Annotated in this window: 24 protein-coding genes and 1 riboswitch; of the genes, 19 read left to right on the top strand and 5 right to left on the bottom strand. The window is 58.4% G+C overall.

All coding sequences use genetic code 11. The annotated features are described in order from the left end of the window. Nucleotides 1-217: 217 nt before the first annotated feature. The 11 genes from urtA to ACO06L_RS13690 all read left to right on the top strand — a co-directional run bounded on the left by urtA (nucleotide 218) and on the right by ACO06L_RS13690 (nucleotide 13,381). Nucleotides 218-1,489 (top strand): urea ABC transporter substrate-binding protein, encoded by a 1,272-nt coding sequence (gene urtA, locus ACO06L_RS13740; RefSeq protein ID WP_014578807.1) that lies wholly within the window; start codon nucleotides 218-220, stop codon nucleotides 1,487-1,489. A 98-nt stretch (nucleotides 1,490-1,587) separates the two neighbouring features. Continuing rightward, nucleotides 1,588-2,514 carry an urea ABC transporter permease subunit UrtB gene (gene urtB, locus ACO06L_RS13735; RefSeq protein ID WP_202346220.1) on the top strand — a complete coding sequence of 309 codons (927 nt, stop codon included), beginning with the start codon at nucleotides 1,588-1,590 and terminating at the stop codon, nucleotides 2,512-2,514. Nucleotides 2,515-2,523: 9 nt separating this feature from the next. Next, nucleotides 2,524-3,732, top strand: a complete 1,209-nt coding sequence (gene urtC / locus ACO06L_RS13730; protein WP_202346219.1) for an urea ABC transporter permease subunit UrtC — start codon at nucleotides 2,524-2,526, stop codon at nucleotides 3,730-3,732. Beyond that, the gene (gene urtD / locus ACO06L_RS13725) at nucleotides 3,732-4,490 is read left to right on the top strand and encodes an urea ABC transporter ATP-binding protein UrtD (protein ID WP_162851866.1); all 759 of its coding nucleotides are present in this window, start codon (nucleotides 3,732-3,734) and stop codon (nucleotides 4,488-4,490) included. The genes urtC and urtD overlap by 1 nt, the downstream gene beginning before the upstream one ends. 2 nt (nucleotides 4,491-4,492) lie before the next feature. Continuing rightward, the gene (gene urtE, locus ACO06L_RS13720) at nucleotides 4,493-5,182 is read left to right on the top strand and encodes an urea ABC transporter ATP-binding subunit UrtE (protein WP_014578803.1); all 690 of its coding nucleotides are present in this window, start codon (nucleotides 4,493-4,495) and stop codon (nucleotides 5,180-5,182) included. Nucleotides 5,183-5,196: 14 nt separating this feature from the next. Beyond that, nucleotides 5,197-6,243, top strand: a complete 1,047-nt coding sequence (locus tag ACO06L_RS13715) for an aliphatic amidase (RefSeq protein WP_014578802.1) — start codon at nucleotides 5,197-5,199, stop codon at nucleotides 6,241-6,243. Between the two features lie 15 nt (nucleotides 6,244-6,258). Then, complete coding sequence (locus ACO06L_RS13710; protein WP_202346218.1) at nucleotides 6,259-7,302, top strand: AAA family ATPase; 1,044 nt, start codon at nucleotides 6,259-6,261, stop codon at nucleotides 7,300-7,302. Between the two features lie 101 nt (nucleotides 7,303-7,403). Then, nucleotides 7,404-8,636 carry a formamidase gene (gene fmdA / locus ACO06L_RS13705; RefSeq protein WP_202346217.1) on the top strand — a complete coding sequence of 411 codons (1,233 nt, stop codon included), beginning with the start codon at nucleotides 7,404-7,406 and terminating at the stop codon, nucleotides 8,634-8,636. Nucleotides 8,637-8,641: 5 nt separating this feature from the next. Beyond that, nucleotides 8,642-8,995: an FmdB family zinc ribbon protein gene (locus tag ACO06L_RS13700; protein ID WP_041645822.1), complete on the top strand. Its 354-nt coding sequence runs from the start codon at nucleotides 8,642-8,644 to the stop codon at nucleotides 8,993-8,995. 155 nt (nucleotides 8,996-9,150) lie between these two features. Further along, nucleotides 9,151-9,329: riboswitch (cobalamin riboswitch) on the top strand. Nucleotides 9,330-9,525: 196 nt separating this feature from the next. After that, nucleotides 9,526-12,291 carry a ribonucleoside-diphosphate reductase subunit alpha gene (locus ACO06L_RS13695; protein ID WP_064229510.1) on the top strand — a complete coding sequence of 922 codons (2,766 nt, stop codon included), beginning with the start codon at nucleotides 9,526-9,528 and terminating at the stop codon, nucleotides 12,289-12,291. A gap of 31 nt (nucleotides 12,292-12,322) precedes the next feature. Beyond that, on the top strand, nucleotides 12,323-13,381 hold the full coding sequence (locus ACO06L_RS13690; RefSeq protein ID WP_202346216.1) for a ribonucleotide-diphosphate reductase subunit beta: 1,059 nt from the start codon (nucleotides 12,323-12,325) through the stop codon (nucleotides 13,379-13,381). 4 nt (nucleotides 13,382-13,385) lie between these two features. Here the strand turns inward: ACO06L_RS13690 and ACO06L_RS13685 are convergent, their stop codons facing one another. From ACO06L_RS13685 to ACO06L_RS13675, 3 genes are all read right to left on the bottom strand, one after another. After that, complete coding sequence (locus ACO06L_RS13685) at nucleotides 13,386-13,682, bottom strand: site-specific integrase (RefSeq protein ID WP_227715680.1); 297 nt, start codon at nucleotides 13,680-13,682, stop codon at nucleotides 13,386-13,388. A gap of 213 nt (nucleotides 13,683-13,895) precedes the next feature. After that, nucleotides 13,896-14,150: a Txe/YoeB family addiction module toxin gene (locus ACO06L_RS13680; RefSeq protein ID WP_008938367.1), complete on the bottom strand. Its 255-nt coding sequence runs from the start codon at nucleotides 14,148-14,150 to the stop codon at nucleotides 13,896-13,898. Continuing rightward, nucleotides 14,147-14,398, bottom strand: coding sequence for a type II toxin-antitoxin system Phd/YefM family antitoxin (locus tag ACO06L_RS13675; protein ID WP_012137510.1), 252 nt, complete (start codon nucleotides 14,396-14,398; stop codon nucleotides 14,147-14,149). Before ACO06L_RS13675 ends, ACO06L_RS13680 begins: the two co-directional genes overlap by 4 nt. A gap of 204 nt (nucleotides 14,399-14,602) precedes the next feature. On the opposite strand from ACO06L_RS13675, the gene ACO06L_RS13670 reads away from it, so the two are divergent. Beyond that, nucleotides 14,603-14,845: a type II toxin-antitoxin system Phd/YefM family antitoxin gene (locus tag ACO06L_RS13670; RefSeq protein WP_058092928.1), complete on the top strand. Its 243-nt coding sequence runs from the start codon at nucleotides 14,603-14,605 to the stop codon at nucleotides 14,843-14,845. After that, the gene (locus ACO06L_RS13665; RefSeq protein ID WP_202346215.1) at nucleotides 14,842-15,105 is read left to right on the top strand and encodes a Txe/YoeB family addiction module toxin; all 264 of its coding nucleotides are present in this window, start codon (nucleotides 14,842-14,844) and stop codon (nucleotides 15,103-15,105) included. The genes ACO06L_RS13670 and ACO06L_RS13665 overlap by 4 nt, the downstream gene beginning before the upstream one ends. A 204-nt stretch (nucleotides 15,106-15,309) precedes the next feature. Here the strand turns inward: ACO06L_RS13665 and ACO06L_RS13660 are convergent, their stop codons facing one another. After that, a complete protein-coding gene (locus tag ACO06L_RS13660; protein ID WP_202346214.1) occupies nucleotides 15,310-17,412 on the bottom strand; it encodes a molybdopterin-dependent oxidoreductase in 2,103 nt (700 codons plus the stop codon). 164 nt (nucleotides 17,413-17,576) lie between these two features. On the opposite strand from ACO06L_RS13660, the gene ACO06L_RS13655 reads away from it, so the two are divergent. Both ACO06L_RS13655 and ACO06L_RS13650 read left to right on the top strand, forming a co-directional pair. After that, nucleotides 17,577-18,350 carry a CLCA_X family protein gene (locus tag ACO06L_RS13655; protein ID WP_202346213.1) on the top strand — a complete coding sequence of 258 codons (774 nt, stop codon included), beginning with the start codon at nucleotides 17,577-17,579 and terminating at the stop codon, nucleotides 18,348-18,350. 6 nt (nucleotides 18,351-18,356) lie between these two features. Beyond that, on the top strand, nucleotides 18,357-18,818 hold the full coding sequence (locus tag ACO06L_RS13650) for an isoprenylcysteine carboxylmethyltransferase family protein (protein ID WP_320407616.1): 462 nt from the start codon (nucleotides 18,357-18,359) through the stop codon (nucleotides 18,816-18,818). Between the two features lie 46 nt (nucleotides 18,819-18,864). On the opposite strand, the gene ACO06L_RS13645 is transcribed toward ACO06L_RS13650, so the two are convergent. Next, nucleotides 18,865-21,450, bottom strand: coding sequence for an EAL domain-containing protein (locus ACO06L_RS13645; protein ID WP_064230094.1), 2,586 nt, complete (start codon nucleotides 21,448-21,450; stop codon nucleotides 18,865-18,867). Nucleotides 21,451-21,691: 241 nt separating this feature from the next. On the opposite strand from ACO06L_RS13645, the gene ACO06L_RS13640 reads away from it, so the two are divergent. The 4 genes from ACO06L_RS13640 to betA all read left to right on the top strand — a co-directional run bounded on the left by ACO06L_RS13640 (nucleotide 21,692) and on the right by betA (nucleotide 25,948). Continuing rightward, nucleotides 21,692-21,904: a hypothetical protein gene (locus ACO06L_RS13640; protein WP_064229517.1), complete on the top strand. Its 213-nt coding sequence runs from the start codon at nucleotides 21,692-21,694 to the stop codon at nucleotides 21,902-21,904. A 195-nt stretch (nucleotides 21,905-22,099) separates the two neighbouring features. After that, the gene (betI, locus tag ACO06L_RS13635; protein WP_202346212.1) at nucleotides 22,100-22,693 is read left to right on the top strand and encodes a transcriptional regulator BetI; all 594 of its coding nucleotides are present in this window, start codon (nucleotides 22,100-22,102) and stop codon (nucleotides 22,691-22,693) included. A gap of 63 nt (nucleotides 22,694-22,756) precedes the next feature. Beyond that, complete coding sequence (gene betB / locus ACO06L_RS13630; RefSeq protein WP_202346211.1) at nucleotides 22,757-24,226, top strand: betaine-aldehyde dehydrogenase; 1,470 nt, start codon at nucleotides 22,757-22,759, stop codon at nucleotides 24,224-24,226. A gap of 27 nt (nucleotides 24,227-24,253) precedes the next feature. Beyond that, nucleotides 24,254-25,948 carry a choline dehydrogenase gene (gene betA, locus ACO06L_RS13625; RefSeq protein WP_202346210.1) on the top strand — a complete coding sequence of 565 codons (1,695 nt, stop codon included), beginning with the start codon at nucleotides 24,254-24,256 and terminating at the stop codon, nucleotides 25,946-25,948. Nucleotides 25,949-25,979 lie beyond the last annotated feature (31 nt).

Genomic DNA, 25,979 nt, shown 5'->3' with positions numbered 1-25,979 from the left:
AATATCCGTGCCATAGACCGGTGCAGGGATGTTCTTCTTCTGCATGCCTGCGTTTTTAGCCTGTCCTGTTGGTTACAGGAATGCGTCAAATGACGTAGCGCGCTGGGGCGATTGCCGAATGGGCACCTGTACGGGTGCCGAGCAGAATGATTCTCGTGGGCACTGTGCTTTCGAAGGGAAGCGCGGATCCGGACTTCAAAAACTGCGAGGAATCACCATGGATACGACAGATCAAGCCGCCAACGGGCGGTCGTTCGGTAAGGGACTGGGGCTGAAAAAGAGCCTGATGACGCTGGCGGCTTCCGTCATGCTTGCGACGTCGGCACAGGCGGCAGTGCCGGCCACAGCAGAGGTCAACACGACCGGTCTGGCGGTGACGGATGACACTGTTACGGTCGGCATTCTGCACTCCATCACCGGCACAATGGCGATCAGTGAGATTGGCTCGGTTCAGGCGGAAAAGCTGGCCATTGACCAGATCAACGCCTCCGGTGGTGTCCTGGGCCGCCAGATTGAATTCGTTCAGGAAGACGGCGCCAGTGACTGGCCGACCTTCGCTGAAAAATCCCGGAAGCTACTGCGCCAGGACAACGTTGCTGCGATCTTCGGCGCCTGGACCTCGGCTTCCCGCAAGGCCGTTCTCCCGGTCATCGAGCAATACAACGGCATGCTCTATTACCCCACCTTCTACGAGGGTCTTGAGCAGTCGCCCAACGTGGTCTACACCGGCCAGGAAGCGACGCAACAGATTCTTGCCAGTATCGACTGGGCCGCAGAAACCAAGGGTGCCAAAAGCTTCTATCTGCTCGGATCGGACTACATCTGGCCCCGTACTTCGAACAAGATCGCCCGCAAGCACATCGAGGACAAGCTGGGCCTCAAGGTCTCTGGCGAAGAGTATTATCCGCTGGGCCACACCCAGTTCAACTCCGTTATCAACAAGATCAAGCTGCGCAAGCCGGACGTGATCTTTGCCTCGGTTGTCGGTGGCTCCAACGTGGCCTTCTACAAGCAGATGAAAGCGGCCGGTATCGATTTCACCGATGAGAAGCCCCTTCTGCTGACCATCTCCGTGACCGAAGACGAAATCCGCGGTATCGGCGGTGAGAACGTGGACGGCATCTACGCCTCCATGAAGTATTTCCAGAGCCTCGATAACCCCAACAACAAGGAATTTGTTGCGGCCTTTAAGGAAGCCTACGGCGATGACATGGTCATCGGTGACGTGACCCAGGCGGCGTATCTCGGCCCATGGCTGTGGAAAGCTGCGGTTGAAAAAGCCGGCTCATTCGACATCGACAAGATCCGTGAAGAGTTCGCAGGCATCGAGTTCACGAAAGCGCCAGAGGGTTACGTGCGCATCCACGAAAACCATCACCTGTGGTCCAAGACCCGCATCGGCCAGGCTCAACCTGACGGCCAGTACAAGGTTGTCTACGAGACCGAAGAACTGATGGAACCGGACCCGTTCCCGGAAGGCTACCAATAAGCCCGGACTCCTGGCGCCCCCGGGCGCCAGCATCCGTTGCCTCTGAACACGAGATTAAGGGTTTGAAGGGTAAGTTGGTCTAAAGGGGAGTAAGGGTCATGTTTGATGGCTACACCAGCAGTGAATTGATGTCGATATTTGCCATGCAGGGGTTTGCCGGGCTCTCCCTGTTTTCAGTGTTCGTACTGATGGCATTGGGCCTGGCCATCATCTTTGGTCAGATGGGGGTGATCAATATGGCACACGGGGAGTTCATGATCCTCGGCGCCTACACCACCTACCTGACATCCGGTTTTTTCCAGTCCTATCTGCCGAGCCTGTTCGGCGGCTACTTCTTCGTCGCCATGGTTCTGGCTTTCCTGATTTGTGCTGCCCTGGGGGCATTCGTTGAATGGCTCATGATACGGCGACTCTATCACCGACCACTGGATACCCTTCTGGCCACCTGGGGTCTGAGCCTGATCATGCAGCAGGCTTACCGATCCATCTTTGGCGCCCGGGAAGTGGGTGTGGACCTGCCCGAGTGGATGATGGGGGCGATCCAGGTGACTGACCTGGTGGAGCTGCCCATCAACGGTTTGTTCGTGATGATCATCGCGCTGTCCATTGCCGTGGGCGTGTATTTCCTGATGTACCGATCCGGCTATGGCAAGAAAGTGCGGGCGGTGGTTCAGAATCGACCCATGGCTGAAGCCGTTGGTATCAACAGTGCCGGTATCGACCGAGCCACCTTTTCCCTCGGGTGTGGCATCGCTGGCGTCGCTGGTGCTGCCTTCACCATGATCGGTTCCACCGGTCCGTCCTCTGGCCAGGCTTATATCGTAGACACCTTCCTGGTGGTGGTGTTTGGCGGTGCCCAGAGCCTGATCGGCACCATTGTGTCCGCCTTCGGTATATCCCAGGCCCAGTCCACAATGGAGTTCTTCCTCAGTGGTTCCATGGCCAAGGTGCTCACCCTGCTGGTCGTCGTCGGCATCCTGATGCTGCGTCCAGAAGGACTCATGGCCCTCAAGGTCCGTCGCTAGGAGATTGTCATGAAGAGTTCATCCCCATTGAAATGGTTTGCCACCCGCGAGGGACTGTATTACTTCGCACTGGCCGTGTTGCTGGTGGTGCTTTTGCCACTGGCGCTGGACCCATTCCGCCTGAACATGGTGGGCAAGTACCTGACCTACGCCTTTGTCGCCATTGGCCTGGTTATGTGCTGGGGCAAGGCCGGCATTCTCAGCCTGGGCCAGGGTGTGTTCTTTGGTCTTGGTGGCTATTGCATGGCCATGTTCCTCAAGCTGGAGGCCTCCACTCCGGAGGCCACCGCCATCCAGTCCACCCCCGGCATCCCGGATTTCATGGACTGGAACCAGCTCACCGAGCTGCCCTGGTTCTGGGAACCGTTCCACAGCTTCTCCTTCACCCTGCTTGCGGTGATCGGTGTGCCGGTTCTGCTGGCGTTCGTTATCGGCTTCGCCATGTTTACCCGGCGGGTGGGGGGCGTGTACTTCGCCATCATCACCCAGGCCATCGCCGCAATCCTGACGATTCTGATTATCGGACAGCAGGGCTATACCGGCGGTGTGAACGGCATTACCGATCTGCAGACGCTGAACGGTTGGGACATCCGAACTGATGAAGCCCGGACCATCCTCTACTTTGTCTGTGTTGGCATGCTGTTCCTCTGCCTGTTTGTGGCGCGCCTTGTCCAGAACCGGAAGCTGGGCCGCATCCTGGTGGCCATGAACGCCCAGGAAAACCGGGTGCGTTTTTCCGGCTATGACGTTGCCGCCTTCAAGATCTTCGTGTTCTGCCTGGCAGCGGCTTTTGCCGGCGTCGGTGGTGCCATGTTCACCCTGATTGTCGGTTTCATGTCGCCGTCGTTCATCGGCATCGTCGCCTCCATCGAGATGGTCATTTTCTGTGCCCTGGGTGGGCGGTTGTCCATCCTCGGCGCGGTCTATGGTGCCTTGCTGGTGAATGCCGCCAAGAGTGGCTTCTCGGAATCCTTCCCGGAACTCTGGCCGTTTGCCATGGGTGCGTTGTTTATCGGTGTCGTACTGGCCTTCCCGAACGGTCTGGCGGGCCTGTATCAGACCTACGTCATGCCCCTGGAAGACAAGATCTTCAAGCGCAACAAAGGTGCACAGCTGGAGGCCAAGCCCGCGGAAAAAGTCGCAGAGCCAAAGCCGACCGCTGAGAAGACTCCTGATTACGATCCGATGATCGATTCCTACAGCCCGGAGAAATCGTGATGAGTGCAGCCAAAAGCAAAAGTGGGGATTTCCTGCTGGCGGTCGAAGGCCTGACCGTGTCATTCGATGGCTTCAAGGCCGTGGATGACCTGTCCTTCTACCTGGATCCCAAGGAAATCCGGGTCATCATCGGCCCCAACGGTGCCGGTAAAACCACGGTTCTGGACCTGATCTGCGGCAAGACCAAGGCCACGTCTGGCTCCATCAAGTTTGACGGTAAGGAGCTTACCAAGCTCAAGGAGCACCAGATTGTTCACTCGGGTGTGGGCCGGAAGTTCCAGACCCCGTCGGTGTTCGAGGACCTGACCGTCTTTGAAAACCTTGAAGTGTCCTACCCAAAGGGACACAGCGTGATGGGCGCCCTGGGGTTCAAGCGCGACGCCGAGGTGATCAAGGCTGTGGAGGAGGTGGCTGAAACCATCTTCCTGACCGAGGCCCTGAATGAGCCGGCTGCTTCGTTGAGCCATGGCCAGAAGCAGTGGCTGGAGATCGGCATGCTGCTGATCCAGAAACCGGACCTGCTGATGCTGGATGAGCCGGTGGCCGGGATGTCCGTCACCGAGCGCAAGAAAACCGCCGAGCTGCTGAGGGTGATTACCAGGGACCATACGGTGCTGGTGATCGAGCACGACATGCAGTTTGTTGGTGATATCGCTGACCGGGTCACGGTCATGCATCAGGGCAAAGTCCTTTCCGAAGGGTCCATCGAGCACGTGAAATCGGACCCGAAAGTCATCGAAGTCTACCTGGGGCACTGATCATGCTGAGCATCAAACATCATTCGGTGGCCTACGGCCAAAGCACCATCATCGATGACCTCAACCTCGACGTGGCAAAGAACGAAATTGTCGCCGTGGTGGGGCGAAACGGCATGGGCAAGACCACGCTGATGAAATCCCTGGTGGGCATGACCCCCACGCGAGGCGGTGAAGTCAGCCTGGATGGGAACGACCTTTCCGGCCTGAAGAGCTTCCAGCGTGTGCGCGCCGGAATCGGTTTCGTGCCGCAGGGGCGGATGATCTTTCCGACACTGACGGTACGGGAGAATATCGAGACCGGCCTGGCCGCCGTGGGTGAGAAGAAGGTACCCGAGGACCTCTACGAGATGTTCCCGGTACTGAAGGAAATGCAGAACCGGCGTGGTGGCAACCTCTCCGGCGGCCAGCAACAACAGTTGGCTATTGCCCGGGCACTGGCCACCCGGCCCAAGGTGCTGCTGCTTGACGAACCCACCGAAGGTATCCAGCCCAACATTATCAAGGAAATCGCGCAGACCCTTCGGCGCATCCGGGATGAGCGGGGCCTGTCGATTGTGGTGTCGGAGCAGGTTCTGAGCTTCGTGATGGATGCGGCAGACCGGATCCTGGTGATTGAAAAAGGCGCGATTGTGCACGAAGAGAGCCGGGAAGAAGCGGATCAGGACAAGATTGCGAGCTATCTGGCGGTTTAACGAGGAGCAGAACGATGAGACACGGTGATATTTCCAGCAGCAACGATACCGTCGGCGTGGCGGTGGTGAACTACAAGATGCCGCGGCTGCATACCAAAGCCGAGGTGTTGGACAACGCCCGCAACATTGCTGACATGATCAAGGGTATGAAAGTCGGCCTGCCGGGCATGGACCTGGTGGTGTTCCCGGAATACAGCACCATGGGCATCATGTACGACAACGAGGAAATGATGGAAACCGCGGCCACCGTGCCCGGTGACGAAACGGCCATCTTCTCCGCCGCCTGTCGTGAGGCGAACACCTGGGGCGTGTTTTCGCTCACGGGAGAGCGACACGAGGATCACCCCAACAAGGCGCCGTACAACACCCTGGTTCTGATCAACAACGAGGGTGAGGTCGTCCAGAAATACCGCAAGTGTATCCCCTGGTGTCCGATCGAGGGATGGTATCCGGGAGACACTACCTACGTCACCGAGGGTCCAAAGGGCATGAAGATCAGCCTGATCATCTGCGACGACGGCAACTATCCCGAGATCTGGCGCGATTGCGCCATGAAGGGGGCGGAGTTGATTGTTCGCTGTCAGGGCTACATGTACCCGGCCAAGGAACAGCAGGTGATGATGGCCAAGAGCATGGCCTGGGCCAACAACTGTTACGTTGCTGTGGCCAACGCCGCCGGATTTGACGGCGTGTATTCCTACTTCGGCCACTCCGCGATCATTGGCTTCGATGGCCGTACCCTCGGGGAATGCGGTGAGGAAGACATGGGCATTCAGTATGCCCAGCTGTCCGTGAGCCAGATCCGTGATGCCCGTGCGAACGACCAGTCCCAGAATCACCTGTTCAAGCTGTTGCACCGGGGCTACACCGGTGTGCATGCCTCCGGGGACGGCGACAAGGGCGTGGCCGACTGTCCGTTCGAGTTCTACCGTACCTGGGTGATGGACGCCCAGAAGGCGCAGGAAAACGTGGAGGCCATGACCCGGAAGACGGTAGGTACCGCTGAGTGCCCGGTGGGCGAGCTCCCGTTCGACGGCAAGGAAAAATCCGCAGGGGCCTAAGCCCGGGAGGCGTTCATGCCGTTTATCAACGAACGGCTGGAAGCCAATCGGGAAACCATTGAAAAGAACCGGGCCGCCTCAGGCCCGGTTCGTGCTTCCCGGTTCCGCTTCGAGCCCGAGGCCGTGATGGCCAGACTGCGGGAAAATATCGTCGGCCAGGATGAGGCCCTGGCCGCCATGGAATCCGTGCTGGTGCGGATAAAAGCTGACATCGGCGAGGAAAACCGGCCGTTGGCGGTGCATCTTTTCCTGGGACCAACCGGCGTAGGAAAAACGGAAACCGTTCGCCTGATTGCCGAAGTCATCCACGGTAATCGCGATGGCCTGTGCCGTATCGACATGAACACCCTGGCCCAGGAGCATTACGCCGCAGCCCTGACCGGTGCACCGCCGGGCTACGTGGGCAGTAAGGAAGGCCACAGCCTGTTCGATCTGGACAAGGTACAGGGCTCGTTCAGCAAACCCGGCATTGTGTTGTTTGATGAAATCGAGAAAGCCAGCAAGGAAGTGGTGCGCACGCTGCTGAACGTGCTGGACACCGGTCGGCTGGTGTTTCCCTCCGGCAACCGGGAGATCGACTTCCGCAACACCCTGATCTTCATGACCAGCAACGCCGGTGCGCTGGAGGCGGAGACGTATGAGCAGAGCTACCAGCGGGGCTGGCGTCGCTGGCTCGGTTTATCACCCGGCAACGGCGAGGCCATTCGCGATACCGCTCTGCGCCGGCACTTTGACCCGGAATTCCTCAACCGGATTGATCAGATCCTCACCTTCAACCGACTTACCGACAACTGGCTGGACGCCCTGCTGGACATTGAGCTGGCGGGCCTCAATCGCCGGTTGTCCAGAAAGCACGCCGAGCTGTCGCTGTCGCCTGAGCTGCGAGAGGAACTGTGCCGTGGCTACGACGCTCGCTATGGGGCCCGGGAACTGCTGCGGGCTTTTCGCCAGCGGCTGGAACCCGCCGTTGCCCGGGCGTTGCTGGCGTATCCGGACTGTCGCCGGTTTGAAGCTAGCCTGCAGGGCAGGAAGGTCACGGTGCACCAATACGTCGAATGACGTAGGCACCGGGGGCATTTCGCGAATACCTCACAGGGACGGGATTTCGGATAGTAAAGCCGTTACCTAATCGTGCAAGCCAACACCAAGGAGCGCCCGTTATGGCTGAAACCATTATCAAGATCGATCTGAACAAGTCGGCCTATGAGAACGACAAAATCCACAACCGCTGGCACCCGGATATTCCGCTGGTGGCTACCGTCAAGCCGGGCGACGATTTCATCGTTGAGTGCTATGACTGGACCGGCGGCCAGATCAAGAACGACGACAGCGCCGACGACGTGCGCGATGTTGATCTCAGCCAGGTTCACTTCCTGTCGGGACCGATCGGGGTCGAGGGCGCTGAGCCGGGCGACCTGCTGGAAGTCGACATCCTCGACATCGGCACCTTCGAAGAGAGCCAGTGGGGCTTTAACGGGTTCTTCTCCAAGCAGAACGGCGGTGGCTTCCTGACCGAACACTTCCCGGAGGCCCAGAAATCCATCTGGGACTTCAATGGCATGTTCACCAAATCCCGCCATATTCCCAACGTGGAATTTGCCGGCCTGATTCACCCGGGCCTGATCGGCTGCCTGCCCTCCAAAGAATTGCTGGACACCTGGAACAAGCGTGAGGCTGGACTGGTCGCGACCGATCCGGAGCGTTTGCCGGAACTGGCAACACTGCCCAACGGTGAGACCGCCCACATGGGCCAGATGACCGGCGACGCGGCCAAAGCTGCCGGCGCCGAAGCCGCCCGTACCGTGCCGCCACGGGAACACGGTGGCAACTGTGACATCAAGGATCTTTCCCGTGGCTCCAAGGTGTATTTCCCGGTGTACGTGGACGGGGCCGGCCTCTCTGTAGGCGACCTTCACTTCAGCCAGGGCGACGGCGAAATCACGTTCTGTGGCGCCATCGAAATGGCCGGCTGGATTCACCTGCGGGTAAACCTGATCAAGGACGGCGTGAAGAAGTACGGCATCAAGAATCCGGTGTTCAAGCCCAGCCCGATCAAGCCCCGTTACGACGACTATGTGATCTTCGAAGGCATCTCCGTAGACGAGGACGGCGGCCAGCATTACCTGGACGTTCATGTGGCCTATCGTCAGGCGTGTCTGAACGCCATCGAATACATGACCAAGTTCGGTTACACCAAGGCTCAGGCCTACGCGATTCTGGGTTGTGCGCCGGTGGAAGGCCACATTAGCGGCGTGGTGGATATCCCGAACGCCTGCGCCACGCTCTGGTTGCCGACGGGCATCTTCGACTTCGACATTAACCCGTCCGCCGATGGTCCGCAGAAGAAAGTCAGCGGGGGCATGGACGTACCGCTGTCGAAAGATAAGGAGTAATCGCCATGCCCGTGTATGACTACAAGTGCCGTGAACATGGCCTCTTTCACACACTGGCCACCATGGAGGATGCGGCCAAGCCGGCGCAATGCCCCACCTGCAAGGCCATGTCGCCGCGGGTGATCGTATTGCCATCCCACATTGCCGCCATGGACCCGGCCAAAAGGGCGGCTGAGGACCGGAACGAGCGATCCCGGCATGAGCCGGTGTTTTCCACCGCAGACCGAAGGGCGAATGATAAGGAGCACAGTCGCGCCTGCGGCTGTGGTTCCCCGAAACCTGGAAAGTCCATGCTGTTCTACACCGCTGACGGGAAGAAGATGTTTCCCTCCATGCGGCCCTGGATGATCAGCCACTGATTGGCTGACTTGAAACTGTCACGTGTTTGGCCCCCTCTCCGGGGCCTTTTTTATTGCTTCAGGTTGTCCCTTCCGAATATCGTGTATATAGTGTTTCTATCCTTGGTCAAATACCAGATGTAGTGATCAGTGCGTAACCAACTCGGTCAACGTGTGATCATCTCAGTCATTCTGGTATCGGGAATCCGGTGAGAATCCGGAACTGACGCGCAGCGGTATTGGGGAACGAGCGTGGCATCAAGACACTGGTGAAAGCCGGGAAGTCGCCACACGAGGCCGAATCTATCGATTCACGCCCCTGAGTCCGAAGACCTGCCAGGGAGACAACTGCACCTTCGCGTTTTAAGGTGAGCAGACCGGATTCAGGCCAGACGTGTAGGTCGGATTAGCGAAGCGTAATCCGACACCCCTGTCTGCGCCAGGCCGCTTTTGTCGGATTACGCATGCGCTAATCCGACCTACGGTGGCACTCCGATTCTCTGCCTACGCGATGGTGAAAGGATTTCAACGCGTATTCAGGAGAACACAGCATGTCCGCCTCAGCCCTGGCCGAACCCCGGCCAACCTCGCACACCGATACCGAATCCCTTCAGGTCATCAAACGCAACGGCACTCTCGTGGGCTTCGACCCCTCGAAGATCAGCATCGCCGTAACCAAAGCGTTCCTCGCTGTTGAGGGCGACACCTCCGCCGGCTCCGCCCGTATCAATGACGCGGTACACCGGGTGACCGACCAGGTTATCCAGGCGATTGGCCGTCGCCTGAAGGCCGGCGGCAAGGTGCATATCGAAGACATCCAGGATCAGGTGGAACTGGCCCTGATGCGGGCCGAAGAACAGAAGGTGGCCCGCGCTTACGTTTTGTATCGGGAAGAGCATGCCCGCGAGCGCGCCCGCCATGCCCCGGTTGAGGCGCACCCCCATCTGACGGTGAAAAAGACCAGTGGCGAGATTGCTCCGCTGGATCTGGGCCTGATGAAACTGCAGGTGGAGCAGGCCGCCACAGGGCTGGAGGGCATCGACGGTGATTCCCTGGTGGACGATGCCCTGACCAACCTTTACGACGGCATCGCCGAGGAAGACGTGCTGTCGGCCTTGATCATGACGGCCCGCAGCCGGATTGAGCGGGAGCCGGACTACAGCGCGGTCACTGCACGCCTGCTCCTGGAGCAGCTTCGCCTGGAGAATGCCGCTGCCCTTGGCCTGCCCATCAGTCTGCCCTTGGCGGAGATTTATCCACAGGCCTTGAGTGCCTTTATCGAGGCAGGTATTCGTTATGAACTGCTGGACGAGGCCCTTGCCGCTTTCGATCTTGAGCGTCTTGGGGCTGCGCTGAAGCCAGAGCGTGACCTGCAATTCGGCTTCCTGGGCCTGCAAACCCTTTACGACCGGTACTTCCTGCACTGGAACAAGGCCCGCCTTGAGCTGCCCCAGGTATTCTTCATGCGCGTCGCCATGGGCCTGGCCCTGCGCGAAGACGACCCGAATGCCCGCGCCATCGAGTTCTACAATCTGCTGTCGTCGTTTGACTACATGGCCTCCACACCTACGTTGTTTAACAGCGGTACCCGGCATTCCCAGTTGTCCTCCTGTTACCTGACCACCGTTGGCGACGATCTGGAAGACATCTACGGCGCCATCCGCGATAACGCCATGCTGTCGAAATGGGCTGGCGGCCTGGGCAACGACTGGACCCCGGTACGGGCACTCGGCTCCCACATCAAGGGCACCAACGGCCAGAGCCAGGGCGTGGTGCCGTTCCTGAAAGTGGTGAACGACACCGCCGTGGCCGTGAACCAAGGCGGCAAGCGTAAGGGCGCGGTGTGTGCCTACCTGGAAAGCTGGCACCTGGATATTGAGGAATTCCTGGAACTGCGCAAGAACACCGGTGACGAACGCCGACGCACCCACGACATGAACACCGCCAATTGGGTGCCCGACCTGCTGATCGAACGCATGCGCGAAGACCGGGACTGGACCCTGTTCTCCCCCAGCGATGCGCCGGATCTGCACGACCTGTACGGCAACGCCTTCCGTGAACGCTACGAGCATTACGAAGCCCTCGCAGAGCAGGGCAAAATCAAGCTGTTCAAGAAAATCCCGGCCAAGCAGCTCTGGCGCAAGATGCTCACCGTGCTGTTCGAAACCGGCCACCCCTGGATCACCTTCAAGGACCCGTGCAACCTGCGTTCTCCCCAGCAGCACCGGGGCGTTGTGCACAGCTCCAACCTGTGCACGGAAATCACCCTGAACACCAGTGCCGACGAGATCGCTGTATGCAACCTCGGTTCCGTGAACCTGGCGGCCCACATTGCCAACGGCGAGCTGGACGTGCAGCGCCTGGAAAAAACGGTGAACACCGCCGTGCGCATGCTCGATAACGTTATCGACATCAACTACTACGCCGTGCCCCAGGCCCGCAATTCCAACCTGAAGCATCGCCCGGTAGGTCTCGGCCTCATGGGTTTCCAGGACGCGCTCTATCAATTGGGCCTGCCGTATTCCAGCCCGGAAGCGGTTGAGTTTGCCGACGTTGCCATGGAGCAACTCAGCTACTTCGCCATCCGCGCCTCGGCTTCGCTGGCGGGTGAGCGAGGCGCCTATGAGAGCTATGAGGGCTCACTCTGGCAGCAGGGCACCTTGCCGATCGACTCCATCCAACTGTTGAAGGAAAACCGCAGGGAAGGGGACCTGTCTGTGAACACCAACGCCCGACTGGACTGGTCTCCCGTACGCGAACTGATCGCAAAAAACGGCATGCGCAACAGCAACGTGATGGCCATCGCGCCCACGGCCACCATCTCCAACATCGTGGGCGTGTCCCAGTCCATCGAACCGGCATACCAGAACCTGTTCGTGAAATCGAACCTCTCCGGCGAGTTCACCGTGGTCAATCCCTCGCTGGTAAGGGATCTCAAGGCAGAAGGCCTATGGGACAACGTGATGGTGAACGACCTCAAATACTTCGACGGTTCCGTGCAACAGATCGACCGCATCCCGGCGGTACTGAAAGCCCGCTACGCCACTGCCTTCGAGATCGATGCGAGGTGGTTGGTGGAAGCCGCTGCCCGCCGCCAGAAATGGCTCGACCAGGCCCAGAGCCTCAACCTGTACATGGCCGAGCCCAGTGGCAAAAAGCTGGATGCCCTGTACCAGCTGGCCTGGGAACGTGGGCTGAAAACTACCTACTACCTGCGCTCTCTGGGTGCCACCGGCGCTGAAAAAACCGCCCCGGTTGCCGCTCCCCAGCCACAGGTATGCAGCATCGACGATCCGGACTGCGAAGCCTGTCAGTAACTGCTCACTTAACGATTTCGAGGCAAAAACCATGCTTGATTGGGACGACGAACCAAAAACTGAATCCAAGGCGGCGCATCCCGGCGCCCCGGCCCCGGTGAATGTGGACGACAAACGCGTCATCAACGGCGAGACCGACATCAACCAGCTGGCGCCGTTCAAGTACCCCTGGGCCTGGGAGTACTTCATGAACGCCAACAAAAACCACTGGACCCCCCTGGACGTGAACATGGCCCAGGATGTTCATGACTATCATCACCGGCTGACAGCGCCAGAAAAGCACGTGTACGAGAACGTGCTGGCTTACCTCACCACGTCGGACATCCTTGCCATGCGCAACATCGGCCTGGCGGTGATGGAAAAGATGAGCGCGCCGGAGCTGCAGATCTACCAGGCCCGCCAGGTGTACGAAGAGGCCATGCACACCTGGGCCTACCAGCACTGCATCGAAACCCTCAACCTGGACCAGAGCGAGATCTACAACCGCTACCGGGTGGTACCGGCGATCAACGGCAAGATCCAGATTGCCAATCGCCGGCTGGATGCGGCCATGCGCCCGGATATGAACCTGCGTAACAAGGACGACCTGCAGGAATTCATCATGTCCTACCTGTTCTTTGCGGCGGTGTTCGAAGGCACCTGGTTCTACAACGGCTTCAGCCCCATTTTCGCCCTGCAGCGCCGGGGTCTGATGCGCGGCACTGGCGAGCAGCTGCAGTACATCCTGCGGGACGAGGCCATGCACTTCTCATTCGGCCTGAAAGTGGTCAACCAGATCGTGGAAGAGGAGAACATCACGTTCGATCCGAAGGCCGTGCGTGAGATGTGGGACGAATCCGAAGCCGCCGAGAAGGCCTATGCGGACTACATCCTGCGGGATCCGATACTCGGTTACTCCGCCGAGTACCACAGCGAACAGTTCCGCTTTGTGGCCAACCGCCGTGCCAGAACGGTAGGTCTCGAAGAGCCGTTCCCCGGAGCAAAGAACGTCTCGCCCTGGCTGGACGAACAGGCCACCTTGCGCAAGGAGAAGAACTTCTTCGAAACCAGGGTGATTGAGTATCAGACCGGGGCTCAGTTGGAGTGGTGAGGGCTTACTGACCGGTAGCCGAGCGGACTGCGCACCCCTGCGAAACCTTGGCCGAGGACGTGGGTGTAAATCTGGGTGGTGCGCAGATCCACATGGCTGCAGCGGCATAACGATGTACAGCGAGCCAGGTCAGAAACTCATTGACCTCTCGGGGCCCCATATCGCGAGGGTGCTTCATTTGCTGAAAACGAATGAAGTAACGGATCCAGTACCAGTAGGTTTTTTCGGTACGGATGCTGTAATGATTCACGCGAATAACCGCACGAACCTGGTCCCGTAAGCGAGGCTGTTTTCCTTTCATTCGTCCCGGCTCCCCGCCAATACTGTTTATTTGTACAGTGTTATTGGTGGCGTGGATTACAGACGTCAAATGATTACATGGAAAGGCAGTGTGTAGTGGGCTAACCTGTTGTTTTATAAATTTATCGGCACTGTGTTCTGTGATCCAGAAGCTGTAAAAACGAAGCGTTCAAATTTCTGCAATCATGAAGCGCTCTGTCTAATTGCTGTTAAATCAGTAGTGATACCGAAGCTGGGCGATAAGCAAAGCGTCATCCGTGACTTTGTAAACTATTCGGTGTTCTTCGTTGATCCGGCGGGACCAGTACCCGGCGAGGCTGTGTTTTAGCGGCTCTGGTTTGCCAACACCTTCGAACGGTTCTCGCTTGGTCTCTTTGATCAGCTTGTTGATTCGGTTAAGAATCTTCTTGTCGGTTTTCTGCCAGTACAGATAGTCTTCCCAGGCGTTCTCGGAGAAGATGAGTTTCATTCAAGAAGTTCCTTTTCTTGACCACCGCCTTGCTCCAGCTCGGCAACGGATTCCAGCAAACGCCGTGCGTTTTTTGGTGCGCGCAGAAGGTATGCAGTTTCTTGCAGCGCCTCGTAGTCCTCGAGGGAGATCATTACCACTGATTGCGACTTGCTCCGGGTGATGATCACAGGGGAATGGTCTTCACAGACCTGCTCCATGGTTTTTGCTAGATTGGTTCTAGCGGCTGTGTAGCTAATGGCATCCATAGGGTTGCTCCTGTACAGGATATTGATCATGATCAGGATACCGTACAGAAATAGATTTAACAATCGGCTGCACAGCGACCGATTTTCCGCCGCTTCGCGGCTCCAAACCGCCGCGTGAGCCGGGCGTAATAGGTGACGTTCGTCTTGACGTACGTATCCAAAGGCGTACACTTGGTGAAAAGTTGAACACGCAAGAGGTGCGTCATGACCGGAATCACAGCAACTGAGGCGCGCAGCAACCTATATCGGTTGATCGACGAGACCGCCGAGTCCCACCAACCAATCGTCATCATGGGTAAGCGGAACAAAGCCGTCCTGGTTTCCGAGGAAGACTGGTCTGCAATTCAGGAAACACTTTACCTGCTCTCCGTACCGGGTATGCGGGAGTCTATTCGTGAGGGGATGGATACCCCCGTGGATGAATGCGATGAGGAGCTGGACTGGTGACATGGAAGTTGGTTTACACCAAGCAAGCCCAGAAAGATGCAAAGAAGGTGGCCTCCAGCGGCCTCAAACCAAAAGCCGAGGAACTATTAGCGCTGATAGCGGAAGATCCATACCGCAAGCCGCCTCCGTTTGAGAAGCTCATTGGTGATCTTGCGGGGGCCTATTCACGCCGCATCAATATTCAGCATCGTCTTGTCTACCAAGTGCTGGAGGAGGAGCAAGTGGTGAAAGTCCTCAGGCTCTGGAGCCACTACGAATAATGCATAACCAGCCGCTGTTGCCGAACAATTTTTCCACCGCTTCGCGGCTCCAAAATTGCCGCAAAGCTTCGCGTTAGCACTCAGAGAGGAAATGAATGTTTGTTGCCGTTTTGCCGACCAGTCTCCCGTAGTCCCAACCAAGACTGCCTGACAACCTTCCCCTATTCAGCAAGAAGCGCAACCTTCTCCATGTCATGTCTCACATCAGGCTGCGCGTACTGCTACCCTCGTACCATTAAACGCCGCATTCCCGGTCAGTGCGTCAATGCGCCCGGAATCAGTGACGTCGTTCATGCTCACGCCGGGTTGTCCCTCGGCGATCGACATGGCGGTGTCCGGCCGGTTGTGGCCCCAGCCCTGGGGCATGCTGATCACACCATCGAACATATCGTCGTCGATTTCCACCGGCAGGTTGATGCTCCCGGAAGCCGAAGTAACCGTGGCCAGTTGTCCGTCTTCAAGCCCGATTTTGAGGGCATCTGAAGCGTTCATCTGTAACGTGCACGGGTTCTTGCCCTTGACCAGGCGGTGGGAATTCTGGGTCCAGGTGTTGTGGCTGCGAGGCAGGCGGCGGCTGATCAGCGTGAACGGATAGTCGCTGTTCTGATCTGCCTGCAACAGGCCCGAGGCATCCAGGCGTTCCAGATCCCTCAGGTATAGCTCGGGGGCAATGCGGATCTTGCCGTCCTCGGTCTGGATGCGCTGAGCCAGGCAGGGCTGAAGCGGTCCCAGATCCACACCATGGGGGTTGGCTTTCAGGGTCTTCAGGCTCATGCCCTCTTTTCCGTAGGCGCCGTGTTTCAGGCCCAGATCCAGCATGGCCTCCGGCGTTACGCCATCGTCTTCCAGGCCCGTTAACTGCAGGGCCAGATCCCGCAGAATCTCCCAGTCGTGTTTCTGGTTCGGCGCTTTTTCGAACATTGGTTCCGAGAACTTGGCGGTATTGCGAACGGCGAAAGAGTTGAAGAAGACATCGAAGTGGGGCACTTCCAGCCCGGTCGTGGCCGGCAGGATGATATCGGCGTGACGGGTGGTTTCGTTCAGGTAGATATCCACCGACACCATGAAATCCAGGGCATCGAAGGCATCTTCCAATCGGGCTCCGCCGGGCGCCGAAAGCACCGGATTGCCGGCGATGGTGATCATCGCGCGGATCTGGCCCTCGCCCGGGGTCAGGATCTCATCGGCCAGGGTGGCCACGGGGAATTCGTTGTTGAAATAGGGCAGTTTTCGCACCCGGGACTCGTAACGGCCATAGGAACTCGGCTTGCCCTTTTTGTCTCTGACAAGATCAAAGGCCGGCTGGGGGAACATGGCGCCGCCGCGGCTATCAAAGTTGCCCGTGAGAATGTTCAATACATTGGTGAGCCACTGGCAGAGGCCGCCGAAGGACTGAGTCGAGGCGCCCATACGGCTGTAGCAAACGGCGCTTTTGGCGGCCGCCATCTCCCGTGCCAGCTCGCGGATGGCGTTAGCGCTCATACCGCAGGCGTCCGCCACGGTTTCCGGGGAATAGGATTTGACGGCCTCGGCCAGTTGCTCCAGTCCGTCGATCCGGTCTTCCAGATGACCAAGGGTAACCAATTGTTCCTCAAACAGGGTGTGAACCATGGCCAGCATGAACAGGGCATCGGTTTCCGGGCGGATAAACAGGTGCTGGTCGGCCTTTCTCGCAGTCTCGGTGCGCCGTGGATCAACCACCACCACCTTGCCGCCCCGTTGCTGAATGGCCTTCAGGCGTTTGCCGACGCCGGGGGCGGTCATCAGGCTGCCGTTGGAAACAATCGGGTTGGCACCAATGATCAGCATGAAATCCGTATGGTCGATGTCCGGCACCGGAATCAGCATGCCGGCACCCAGCATGTAATTGGAGGCCACGTGATGTGGTATCTGGTCGGCTGAGGCGGAGCTGTAGCGGTTATTGGTGTCCAGCGCCTTGAAGAACCGCGGCAGCATGATGGCGTTGCCGAAGTTATGGGCGTTTGGATTACCCAGATAAACCCCGACCGCATCCTGCCCGTGTTCCTGCTGGATGCCGCGAAACCGCGAGGCGATTTCCTCGAAGGCAGCTTCCCAGCTGATCTCCTGCCAGCCGTCCGCGGTGCGCTTCATGGGTGCTTTCAGGCGGTCCTTGTCATTGTAGAAATCCTGCAGTGCAACGGCTTTCGGGCAGATATGGCCGTGGCTGAACGGGTCGTTGTTGTCGCCCTTGATGGACAGGATCTCGCTACCCCGATGCTGGATTTCGAGGCCACACATGGCTTCACAGATGTTGCAGGTGCGGTAATGGGTCTGGGTGTCGGTCATGGCAAACACTCGGTCCGGATATTGTCGTTATTGGTTCTGGCAGTGTGGCACAAGCCGGCGGAAAATCAGACGGTCATAATTCACATAAAACCGGTCAATCCCGCCAAATGATGTTTCTGCCCGTGGCGGAAAGACAGCCCGGTTTTTCATCGTACAATAGCGCCATGACCAGATCCTTTTACCGCCGGGGCCCGGACCATCGTGCCGGAGCGCCGGTAACATTTCTCGACGTCCGCCGTCGTTTCCAGTTCCGTTCCATCGAGATTGGCCGCTGGGTCACAGAGCCGGAGAAACAGCGCAGTGCGTCGCTGTTCTACGATGCCCTGTGCGACCTGATGACCATTCTTGGCGGCACCGAGTCGCTGGTTTCCCTGCGCGGCACCCTGGCTTTGCAGTACGGCATTGGCGGCCGACCCGGTGTATCGGCCCATTACACGCCGGCCACCCGCTGTTTCTCGCTGGCCAAGAACGCCGGCCCCGGCAGTATTGCCCATGAGTGGTTTCACGCTTTCGACCATTACATTGGTGAGAAGCTTTTCGGTGAAACCCAGAGAGGCCAGTTTGCTTCGAAACTCTGGCTTGGCCGCGACGACGCGATCAGGCATCCGTTGAACGATCGTCTGCAGGCCTGTTTCAAGGCGATTATCCTGGATGAAAAAGGCGCAGAGCCGAGCGAGCTGTTTCGATGCTCGGTGAAGGCCGACAAGGCGGCAGGCGTCCAGTATTTCAGCCTCCCCGAAGAGCTTTGCGCCCGCGCGTTTGAAGCGTTTGTGCAGGATGCAGACCTGAAGAATGCCTTCCTGGTGAGCGGAACCCGGGAAACGGAAGAGGCAAAACTGGGGCTCTATCCGGTTGGCGCGGAGCGGGAACGAGTCAACAGCGCATTCTACAGTTACTATACGGCCCTTGGCCGGGCACTCCGGCTGGCAGAGGAGTAATGGCTTGTGACAGCACTTGAGCTGAAAGTACCGCCGGTGGTTCTCGTCGCTTTTGTAGCGGTTGGGATGTGGGCTCTATCCCGGATTTCGCCAGACTTTTCGATCGCAATTCCAGCGGCAGGCTGGGTGGCGTTGGGCATTGCTCTGGTGGGTATGGCGATCGCGATTCTTGGTGTCTTGGCTTTCAGAACGGCGGGGACAACGGTAGACCCCAGGGTGCCGGATCAGTCCGAAAGTCTCGTGGTTTCTGGTATCTATCGATACAGCAGAAACCCCATGTATCTGGGGTTTCTGATGGTGCTGTGCGCCTGGGGGTTTTGGCTTGGCAACGTGCCGGCCCTGCTTTTCCTGCCGGCCTTTGTCCTCTACATAAACCGCTTCCAGATAGCACCTGAGGAGCGGTTCATGCGGGAAAAGTTCGGTGACGCCTTCACAAGATACTGCACTGGCGTTCGCCGCTGGCTTTGAGCGGTATTGTCAGTGGTAGTGCGCTTGGCCTGCCGAACTAAGGCAGTCATTCCAGGCTGGCAGCCTTTCTGTCAGTTTCCAGCCATGTCTTGAGATCGTTCAGCGACTTAGGTCGGCAGACCCAATAGCCTTGAAGAAGGTCGGCCCCCATACTACCCAGCAGACTGGCCGCCTGCTCTGTTTCCACGCCTTCTGCCACCACCCGAAATCCCAGACCATGACCCATGCTGATGGCCGTCTCCACGATCATCCTGGCGCTTTCGCTGGTATGGATATCCTGCAGCAGGGCTCGGTCCAGTTTGATTTCGCTGGCCGGCAATTTCTTCAGGTAGGAGAGTGAGGAGTAACCGGCGCCGAAGTCATCTATCGAAATTTTCAGACCAATCTGTGCCAGCGCTTCCAGGGCTTCGAGACCTTTATCCGGGTCGTCCATGGCGGCGGTTTCGGTGAGTTCCACGATGATCTGATCCGGATGCAGCTGGTATCGTTTCATCCGGGTTTCGAAAAGGCCTTTCAATTCCGTGGAAACCAGGTCCCGAGCGGAAACGTTCACCGATACCGTCAGTGCTGGATCGATGGTGTGCAGGCTTTTCAGATCGTTCAGTGCCTGGTCGATGACCCAGCGGGTCAGGTGTTTGATCACGCCGGTTTTCTCGGCCAGCGGAATGAACTCTGCGGGGGGTACCCATCCTCGCTCCGGATGGTGCCATCGAATCAGGGCCTCCACTCCCTCTACCCGGCCTGTGGTCAGACTGACTTTTGGCTGATAGTGCAATTCCGGCTGATTCAGGTGCAGGGCTTCACGAAGATCAGCCATCAGCGTAAGCCGGCTTTCGTTGTAGATGTCGTTCCGGCGGGAATAAAAGCCGCTCTCGTAAGGGCCATGGGGTGCCATTTCCATGCCCACGTGGGCATTTCGGATCAGCAGGGCCGCTTTTTTGCCATGCTCTGGGTAGCTCGCGACGCCGAAACGAGGGCCGGGTTCGATGGCCAGGTGGTCGATCAGGACCGGTTCCGCCAGTCGTTTGAGGGCATTATCCAGAACCTGGAAGTTATCCCCGGTCTTGCTGACGTCTACCAGTACCCCGAAGCTGTCCCCGGACAGTTGATATACCCGTTCTTCGCGCCCGTAGGCATCCGCAGTCGCGTGAACCATGGGCAGTCTCTGAGCCAGTTCGGTCATTTGCTGGGCCATACGTTTCAGCAAGCGCTCACTTCGTTCAAGCCCCAGCGTGCGGTTGATCTCCTTGAGTCGTGTTACCCGGGCCACGCCGACCATATAGCGTCCGTTCGGGTCCTGTTTCAGTTGTTCGTCCACCATCCACTCGAACCGGTTGCGATTGGGAAGACCGGTGACCGGGTCGTGGGTCAGCGCTTCATTCAGTTTGTTCTGGGCCTCGTTACGGGCGTTTTGTTGCTCGAGAATGTCCGCCTGGGCCTGAATTTTCTGCTCCCGCTCCCGATACAGGCGGTCTGCAAGGGCGAGCGTGAGAATGAAAGCCTCCAGTCCGGAGCCAATCTGCATGGCGTATTCGGTAAAGAAGTTCTCCGGCAGCAGACCGAGCGCCCGGCCTGCCGTTGCCGATACCCCCACCGTAAGCGGTGTCCAGGCGATGGTGAAAAATACCCCGGCGCGAACACCGGCAGCCCAGGCAACCGGGCCTGCCACCAGGAGCAGCGAAAAGAATCCGAATGCGGAGATTGCCGCCACCCGGATGCCGGTGTCGTAGCTCAAGAACGGAGCGCTCAGGAAATACAGGATTTCGAATGCCAGCATGGCCTGCAGGGCGCGGTAGAGCCGCGGACTGTGTGAGCGAACCTTCAGGAACTCCATGCAGAACAGAATGGAAAACATCGCCAGAAAGGGAATCGTGAGCATCAGCACATGGGCATGCAGGAACGGCGACCCCGGGTAGACATGTTGAAGCGTATAGCCCCGAACTGTGGCGAAGAACAGGAAATACCCGAATATGGCCAGGGCGTAGTAGAGGTACAGCTTCTCGCGCAGGGTCAGGAAAACGGCCAGGTTGATCAGGATGATGACCGCCAGGCTGCCGTAGTAGAAGAAGTGCAGTTTCTGCTCGTTGGCGGCGGCCTCGTAAAAATCATTCTGGTGCCATATCCGCAACGGCACCACCATCGTGCCCTGGGTGGCGACCCGAATATAGAGTGTCTTCAGGGCGTCCGGGGCCAACTGGAATCGGAACAGCATATTGGGATGATCCACATCTCTCGGGTAGAACGGCCGGGTATCCCCGGTGCGGAATTCGCGAAGCAGGGTGACTCCAGAGAGCTCGTGGAACACCACGTCATCGAGCTGGGAGTAGGCCAGCTCGGCGATCAGCAGCTGGTCATGGTCAGTCTGGTTTCGCACCTGAACGCGCAACCAGTAGGCGGAGTCGGTGATTCCGAAGGTGGCCTTGCCGGACGGTCTGGCTTGCCAGGCGGATGGGGGAAGGGCGCGAACATCGGCCAGTGTTGCGTCGGCACCGGTGTCTTCCCAGTACTGGAAATGGCTTTCAATTGGTGCGTCAGAGGCGAGTGTAATCGGGCCGGCATCCGCGTGGACAAACTGGAACACGCACGAGACCAGGATCAGAACAAGGATACGCAGAGCATTGCTGAGGATCACCAACAGAAGACCCCGTTGTATGGCCAGTAGGCCTTTCTTTTTATCGTATAGTTCAGCTTAACAATCTTTCTGCTTCTGAAAAGCCGACAACCGATAATTAATGTAGCGAAATGTCTCATATTTCGATTTTCCCGATTTTGAGCTCCAGCTCTCTGGCGCCTCCCTCAGCCTGTAAGCGCCTGTCTGGATGGCGGCACATCTGCTACGTTGAAAGGATAAATCCTTTCCCACGGAGGCCTTTATGTTTGTCGCTGAAAAAACAACCGGGCACCTGATTGAGGTACTGGACACCCAGGCATTGTTTGATCCCCATATCGAGCAAGTGCGCGGCAGCCTCCATTATGGGGAGGAGGCGCAGGATCCTGAATATTATGCAAAGTCCGAACTGGCTTTTCCCTCCGGCGAAGCGCTTCCCGTGTGCTGGACAGACCCCGACTACCGCCGCCATAGCTGATACTTGCTTATCCTTCTCGCACCCACCTCAGGGCCATAATGGCGTGGCCCTGAAGTTGTCCGTTTTTTAAACCGGTTTGAATTCTTCATCTGGCTTCTGTAAGCTTTTTATTAATTGAACGTTCAATTAATAAAAAGCGGGGCTGATTCGCGCTGCTTTTCAACCCCGGAATCAAGACGAGTAACCGAAGCCGCCATGCCGATTGTTGGAGTAAAAGACACACGCAAACAGCAGTTGATTGAAGCCACCATGGCGTCCATCGCCGAGCTGGGCATGCAGAACACCACCATTGTCAGCATCAGCAAGCGGGCGGGCATGTCCTCCGGGATCATCAGCCATTACTTCGGTGGCAAGCAGGGTTTGATTGAAGCGGCCCTGCGGTACCTGCTGGATCAACTGGGCAAGGAACTGCGGGAGCGCATGGCGAAGACCGACCGCTCCCCGGAGCAGCGGCTGAATTGCATCATTGAATCGAATTTTTCCGAGTTCCAGCGCTCGGCGCTGGCAGCCAAGACCTGGCTGAGCTTCTGGGCCCGGTCGATGCATGAGCCGGGGCTAAAGCGGCTGCAGCAGATCAATAACGCCCGGCTGTACAGCAATCTGCGCTATTCGTTTGCGCAGGTGCTCGAACCGAGTGCGGCGACCGAGGCGGCCCGCCAAACCGCGGCAATGATTGACGGCTTCTGGCTGCGCAGTGCCCTGAGCCTGGACCCGGTGGAAAGTTTTGAGGCCGGCGAGCGGCTCTGCAAGAAATTTGTCCACGAGACACTGGCTCAGGCCACCGCCTGAGCCGCGATAGATTCAAACGGCTCACAAGGCCTGAAGACACCGAACCGAGGTTATCTGATTACTATGTCTGCATCTCTTCCTGTTGTTCAGAATTTCGTTCATGGCCGTTTCCTGGCCAACAGCACCGGCGAAACCTTTCCCGTGGTGAATCCGGCCACAGGCCAGGTTATCTACGAAGTGGAAGTGGCGGATGAATCCGTGCAGCAGGCCGCCATTGAAAGTGCCCGGGCCGGCTTTGCCGAATGGTCCGCAATGACGGCCATTGAACGCAGCCGGGTTCTGCTGCGGGCGGTTGCGCTGTTGAGAGAGCGCAATGATGAGCTGGCCGCCGCAGAAGTGCGCGATACCGGCAAGCCCTGGCAGGAAGCGGAAGCCGTGGATGTAGTCACCGGCGCCGATGCGATTGAGTTCTTTGGTGGTCTGGCGCCGTCCATTGAAGGCAACCAGCAGGACCTGGGGGGTGATTTTTATTACACCCGCCGGGAGCCCCTGGGCATCTGCGCCGGTATTGGTGCCTGGAACTACCCGATCCAGATTGCCTGCTGGAAATCCGCGCCGGCCCTGGCCTGTGGCAACGCCATGATCTTCAAGCCCTCCGAGGAAACCCCCATGGGTGCGGTGAAGCTGGCGGAAATCTTTACCGAAGCGGGCGTACCGGCGGGCGTGTTCAACGTGGTGCAGGGCGCCGCCGAAGTGGGCCAGTGGCTGACCCATCATCCCGAGATTGCCAAGGTATCTTTCACTGGCGAAGTTGCCACCGGCAAGAAGGTGATGGCAGCGGCATCCTCCACCCTGAAGGACGTCACCATGGAGCTGGGCGGGAAGTCACCGCTAATCATCTTTGACGATGCGGATCTCGAGAACGCCATCTCCGCCGCCATGGTGGGCAACTTTTACACTCAGGGCGAGATCTGCACCAACGGCACCCGGGTGTTTGTTCACGAAGACTTGTACCCGCGCTTTATGGAACGCCTGCTGGAGCGTACCCGCAAGAACATCAAACCCGGCGACCCGATGAATCCGGACACCAATTTCGGCGCGCTCATCTCCGCAAAACACCGGGATCTGGTGCTCGATTACATCGCCAAAGGCTTGTCCGAAGGGGCGACCCTCAGCCACGGCGGTCGGGCCTTTGAGCCGGAAGATTCCAAAGGCGGCTATTTTGTGGAGCCCACCATTTTCACCGACTGCACCGATGATATGACCATTGTGAAAGAAGAGATCTTCGGGCCGGTGATGTCGGTGCTCACCTTCCGCGATGAGGACGAGGTGATTGCCCGGGCCAACAACACCGACACCGGGCTGGCGGCCGGGGTGTTCACCAACGATATCCGTCGTGCCCACCGGGTCATTCATCAGATCCAGGCCGGTATCTGCTGGATCAACAGCTACGGCGCTTCCCCGGCGGAAATGCCGGTGGGCGGCTACAAACTCTCCGGCATCGGCCGGGAAAACGGACGCGAGACCATCGCTCACTACACCCAGATCAAGTCGGTGTACGTGGGAATGGAAGATCTCGACGCTCCGTTTTAACCCCGCAGGCCACAGAGGAGAACGCGTATGACAGAAAATCGATACGACTACATCATTGTGGGTGCGGGTTCCGCCGGTTGCGTGCTGGCCAACCGCCTGACCGAGGACGCGCGCCACCGGGTGCTGCTGCTGGAAACCGGCGGCAGCGACAAGAGCATCTTCATCCAGATGCCCACCGCCCTGTCCATTCCCATGAACACCAAGAAATACGCCTGGCAGTTCGAGACCGAGCCGGAGCCGTATCTGGATAACCGCCGCATGCACTGTCCCCGGGGCAAGGTTCTGGGCGGTTCTTCCTCCATTAACGGGATGGTTTACGTCCGTGGCCACGCCCGGGATTTCGACGAATGGGATTCCGAGGGCGCCAGTGGCTGGCATTACCGGAATGTCCTGCCTTATTTCAAAAAGGCCGAAAACTGGGCCTTTGGCGGCAACGACTACCGGGGCGATAAGGGCCCGCTCGGTGTGAATAACGGCAACAACATGCAGAACCCTCTCTACAAGGCCTTTATCAGCGCGGGTTCCGATGCCGGTTACTTTGAAACCGATGACTACAACGGCTCCCAGCAGGAAGGCTTTGGCGCCATGCACATGACCGTCAAGAACGGTCGTCGCTGGTCCACCGCCAATGCCTATCTGCGCCCGGCCATGGAGCGCGATAACCTGACTGTGGTCACCCATGCCCTGGTGCACAAGGTGCTTTTGGACGGACAGGATGGCAAAACCGCCACCGGTGTCCGTTACGAGCAGGGCGGTAAGGTGCACGAGGCGAAAGCCGCCGAGGAAGTCATCCTGTCAGCGGGCTCTATCGGTTCACCCCACCTGCTTCAGCTGTCCGGAATTGGCAAGCGTGAGGTACTGGAAAAGGCTGGTATCGAGGTAAAGCACGAGCTACCCGGCGTGGGGGAAAACCTGCAGGACCACCTGGAGTTTTACTTCCAGTACCGCTGCAAGCAGCCGGTTTCGCTCAACGGCAAGCTGGACTGGTGGAACAAGCTGAAGATCGGTGTTCGCTGGATTCTCCGCAAGGACGGTCTGGGCGCCACCAATCACTTCGAGTCCTGTGGCTTTATCCGGTCCAAGGCCGGCGTCGAGTGGCCCGACCTGCAATATCACTTTTTGCCGGCAGCCATGCGCTACGACGGTAAAGAAGCCTTCAACGGAGACGGATTCCAGCTGCACATTGGTCACAACAAGCCGAAAAGTCGGGGCTTTGTGCATGTGCAATCGGCCGACCCGAAACAGGCGCCGACTATCCGCTTCAACTACCTGCAGCATGAGGCAGATCGGGAAGGCTTCCGGGACTGTGTGCGTCTGACACGGGAAATCATCAGTCAGCCGGCCATGGACGAGTACCGGGGCGCGGAAATTCAGCCCGGGGCCGAGGTCCAGACCGACGAGGAAATCGATGCCTTCGTCCGCCAGGCCGTGGAGAGCGCCTATCACCCGTCGTGCTCCTGCAAGATGGGCACCGACGAGCTGGCGGTGGTGGACCCGGACACAAGGGTCCGCGGCATCCGAAATCTCAGGGTGGTGGATTCGTCCATCTTCCCGACCATACCCAACGGCAACCTGAATTCGCCCACCATCATGGTGGCCGAGCGGGCAGCCGATCTGATCCGGGGCAGGGAGCCCCTGCACCCTTCTGACGCGCCTGTGGTGATGGACGACCAGTGGCAGGCACGTCAGCGACCGGGACAGGCAAAGCGCGCGCTGGCTTAGCGCGTCGTCATCCCACCCGGGCGTGCAACGC

Source organism: Marinobacter sp. (assembly GCF_965229985.1).
In the GTDB taxonomy this organism is placed as follows: Bacteria; Pseudomonadota; Gammaproteobacteria; order Pseudomonadales; family Oleiphilaceae; genus Marinobacter.
This window is presented reverse-complemented; position numbering and strand designations above follow the sequence as displayed.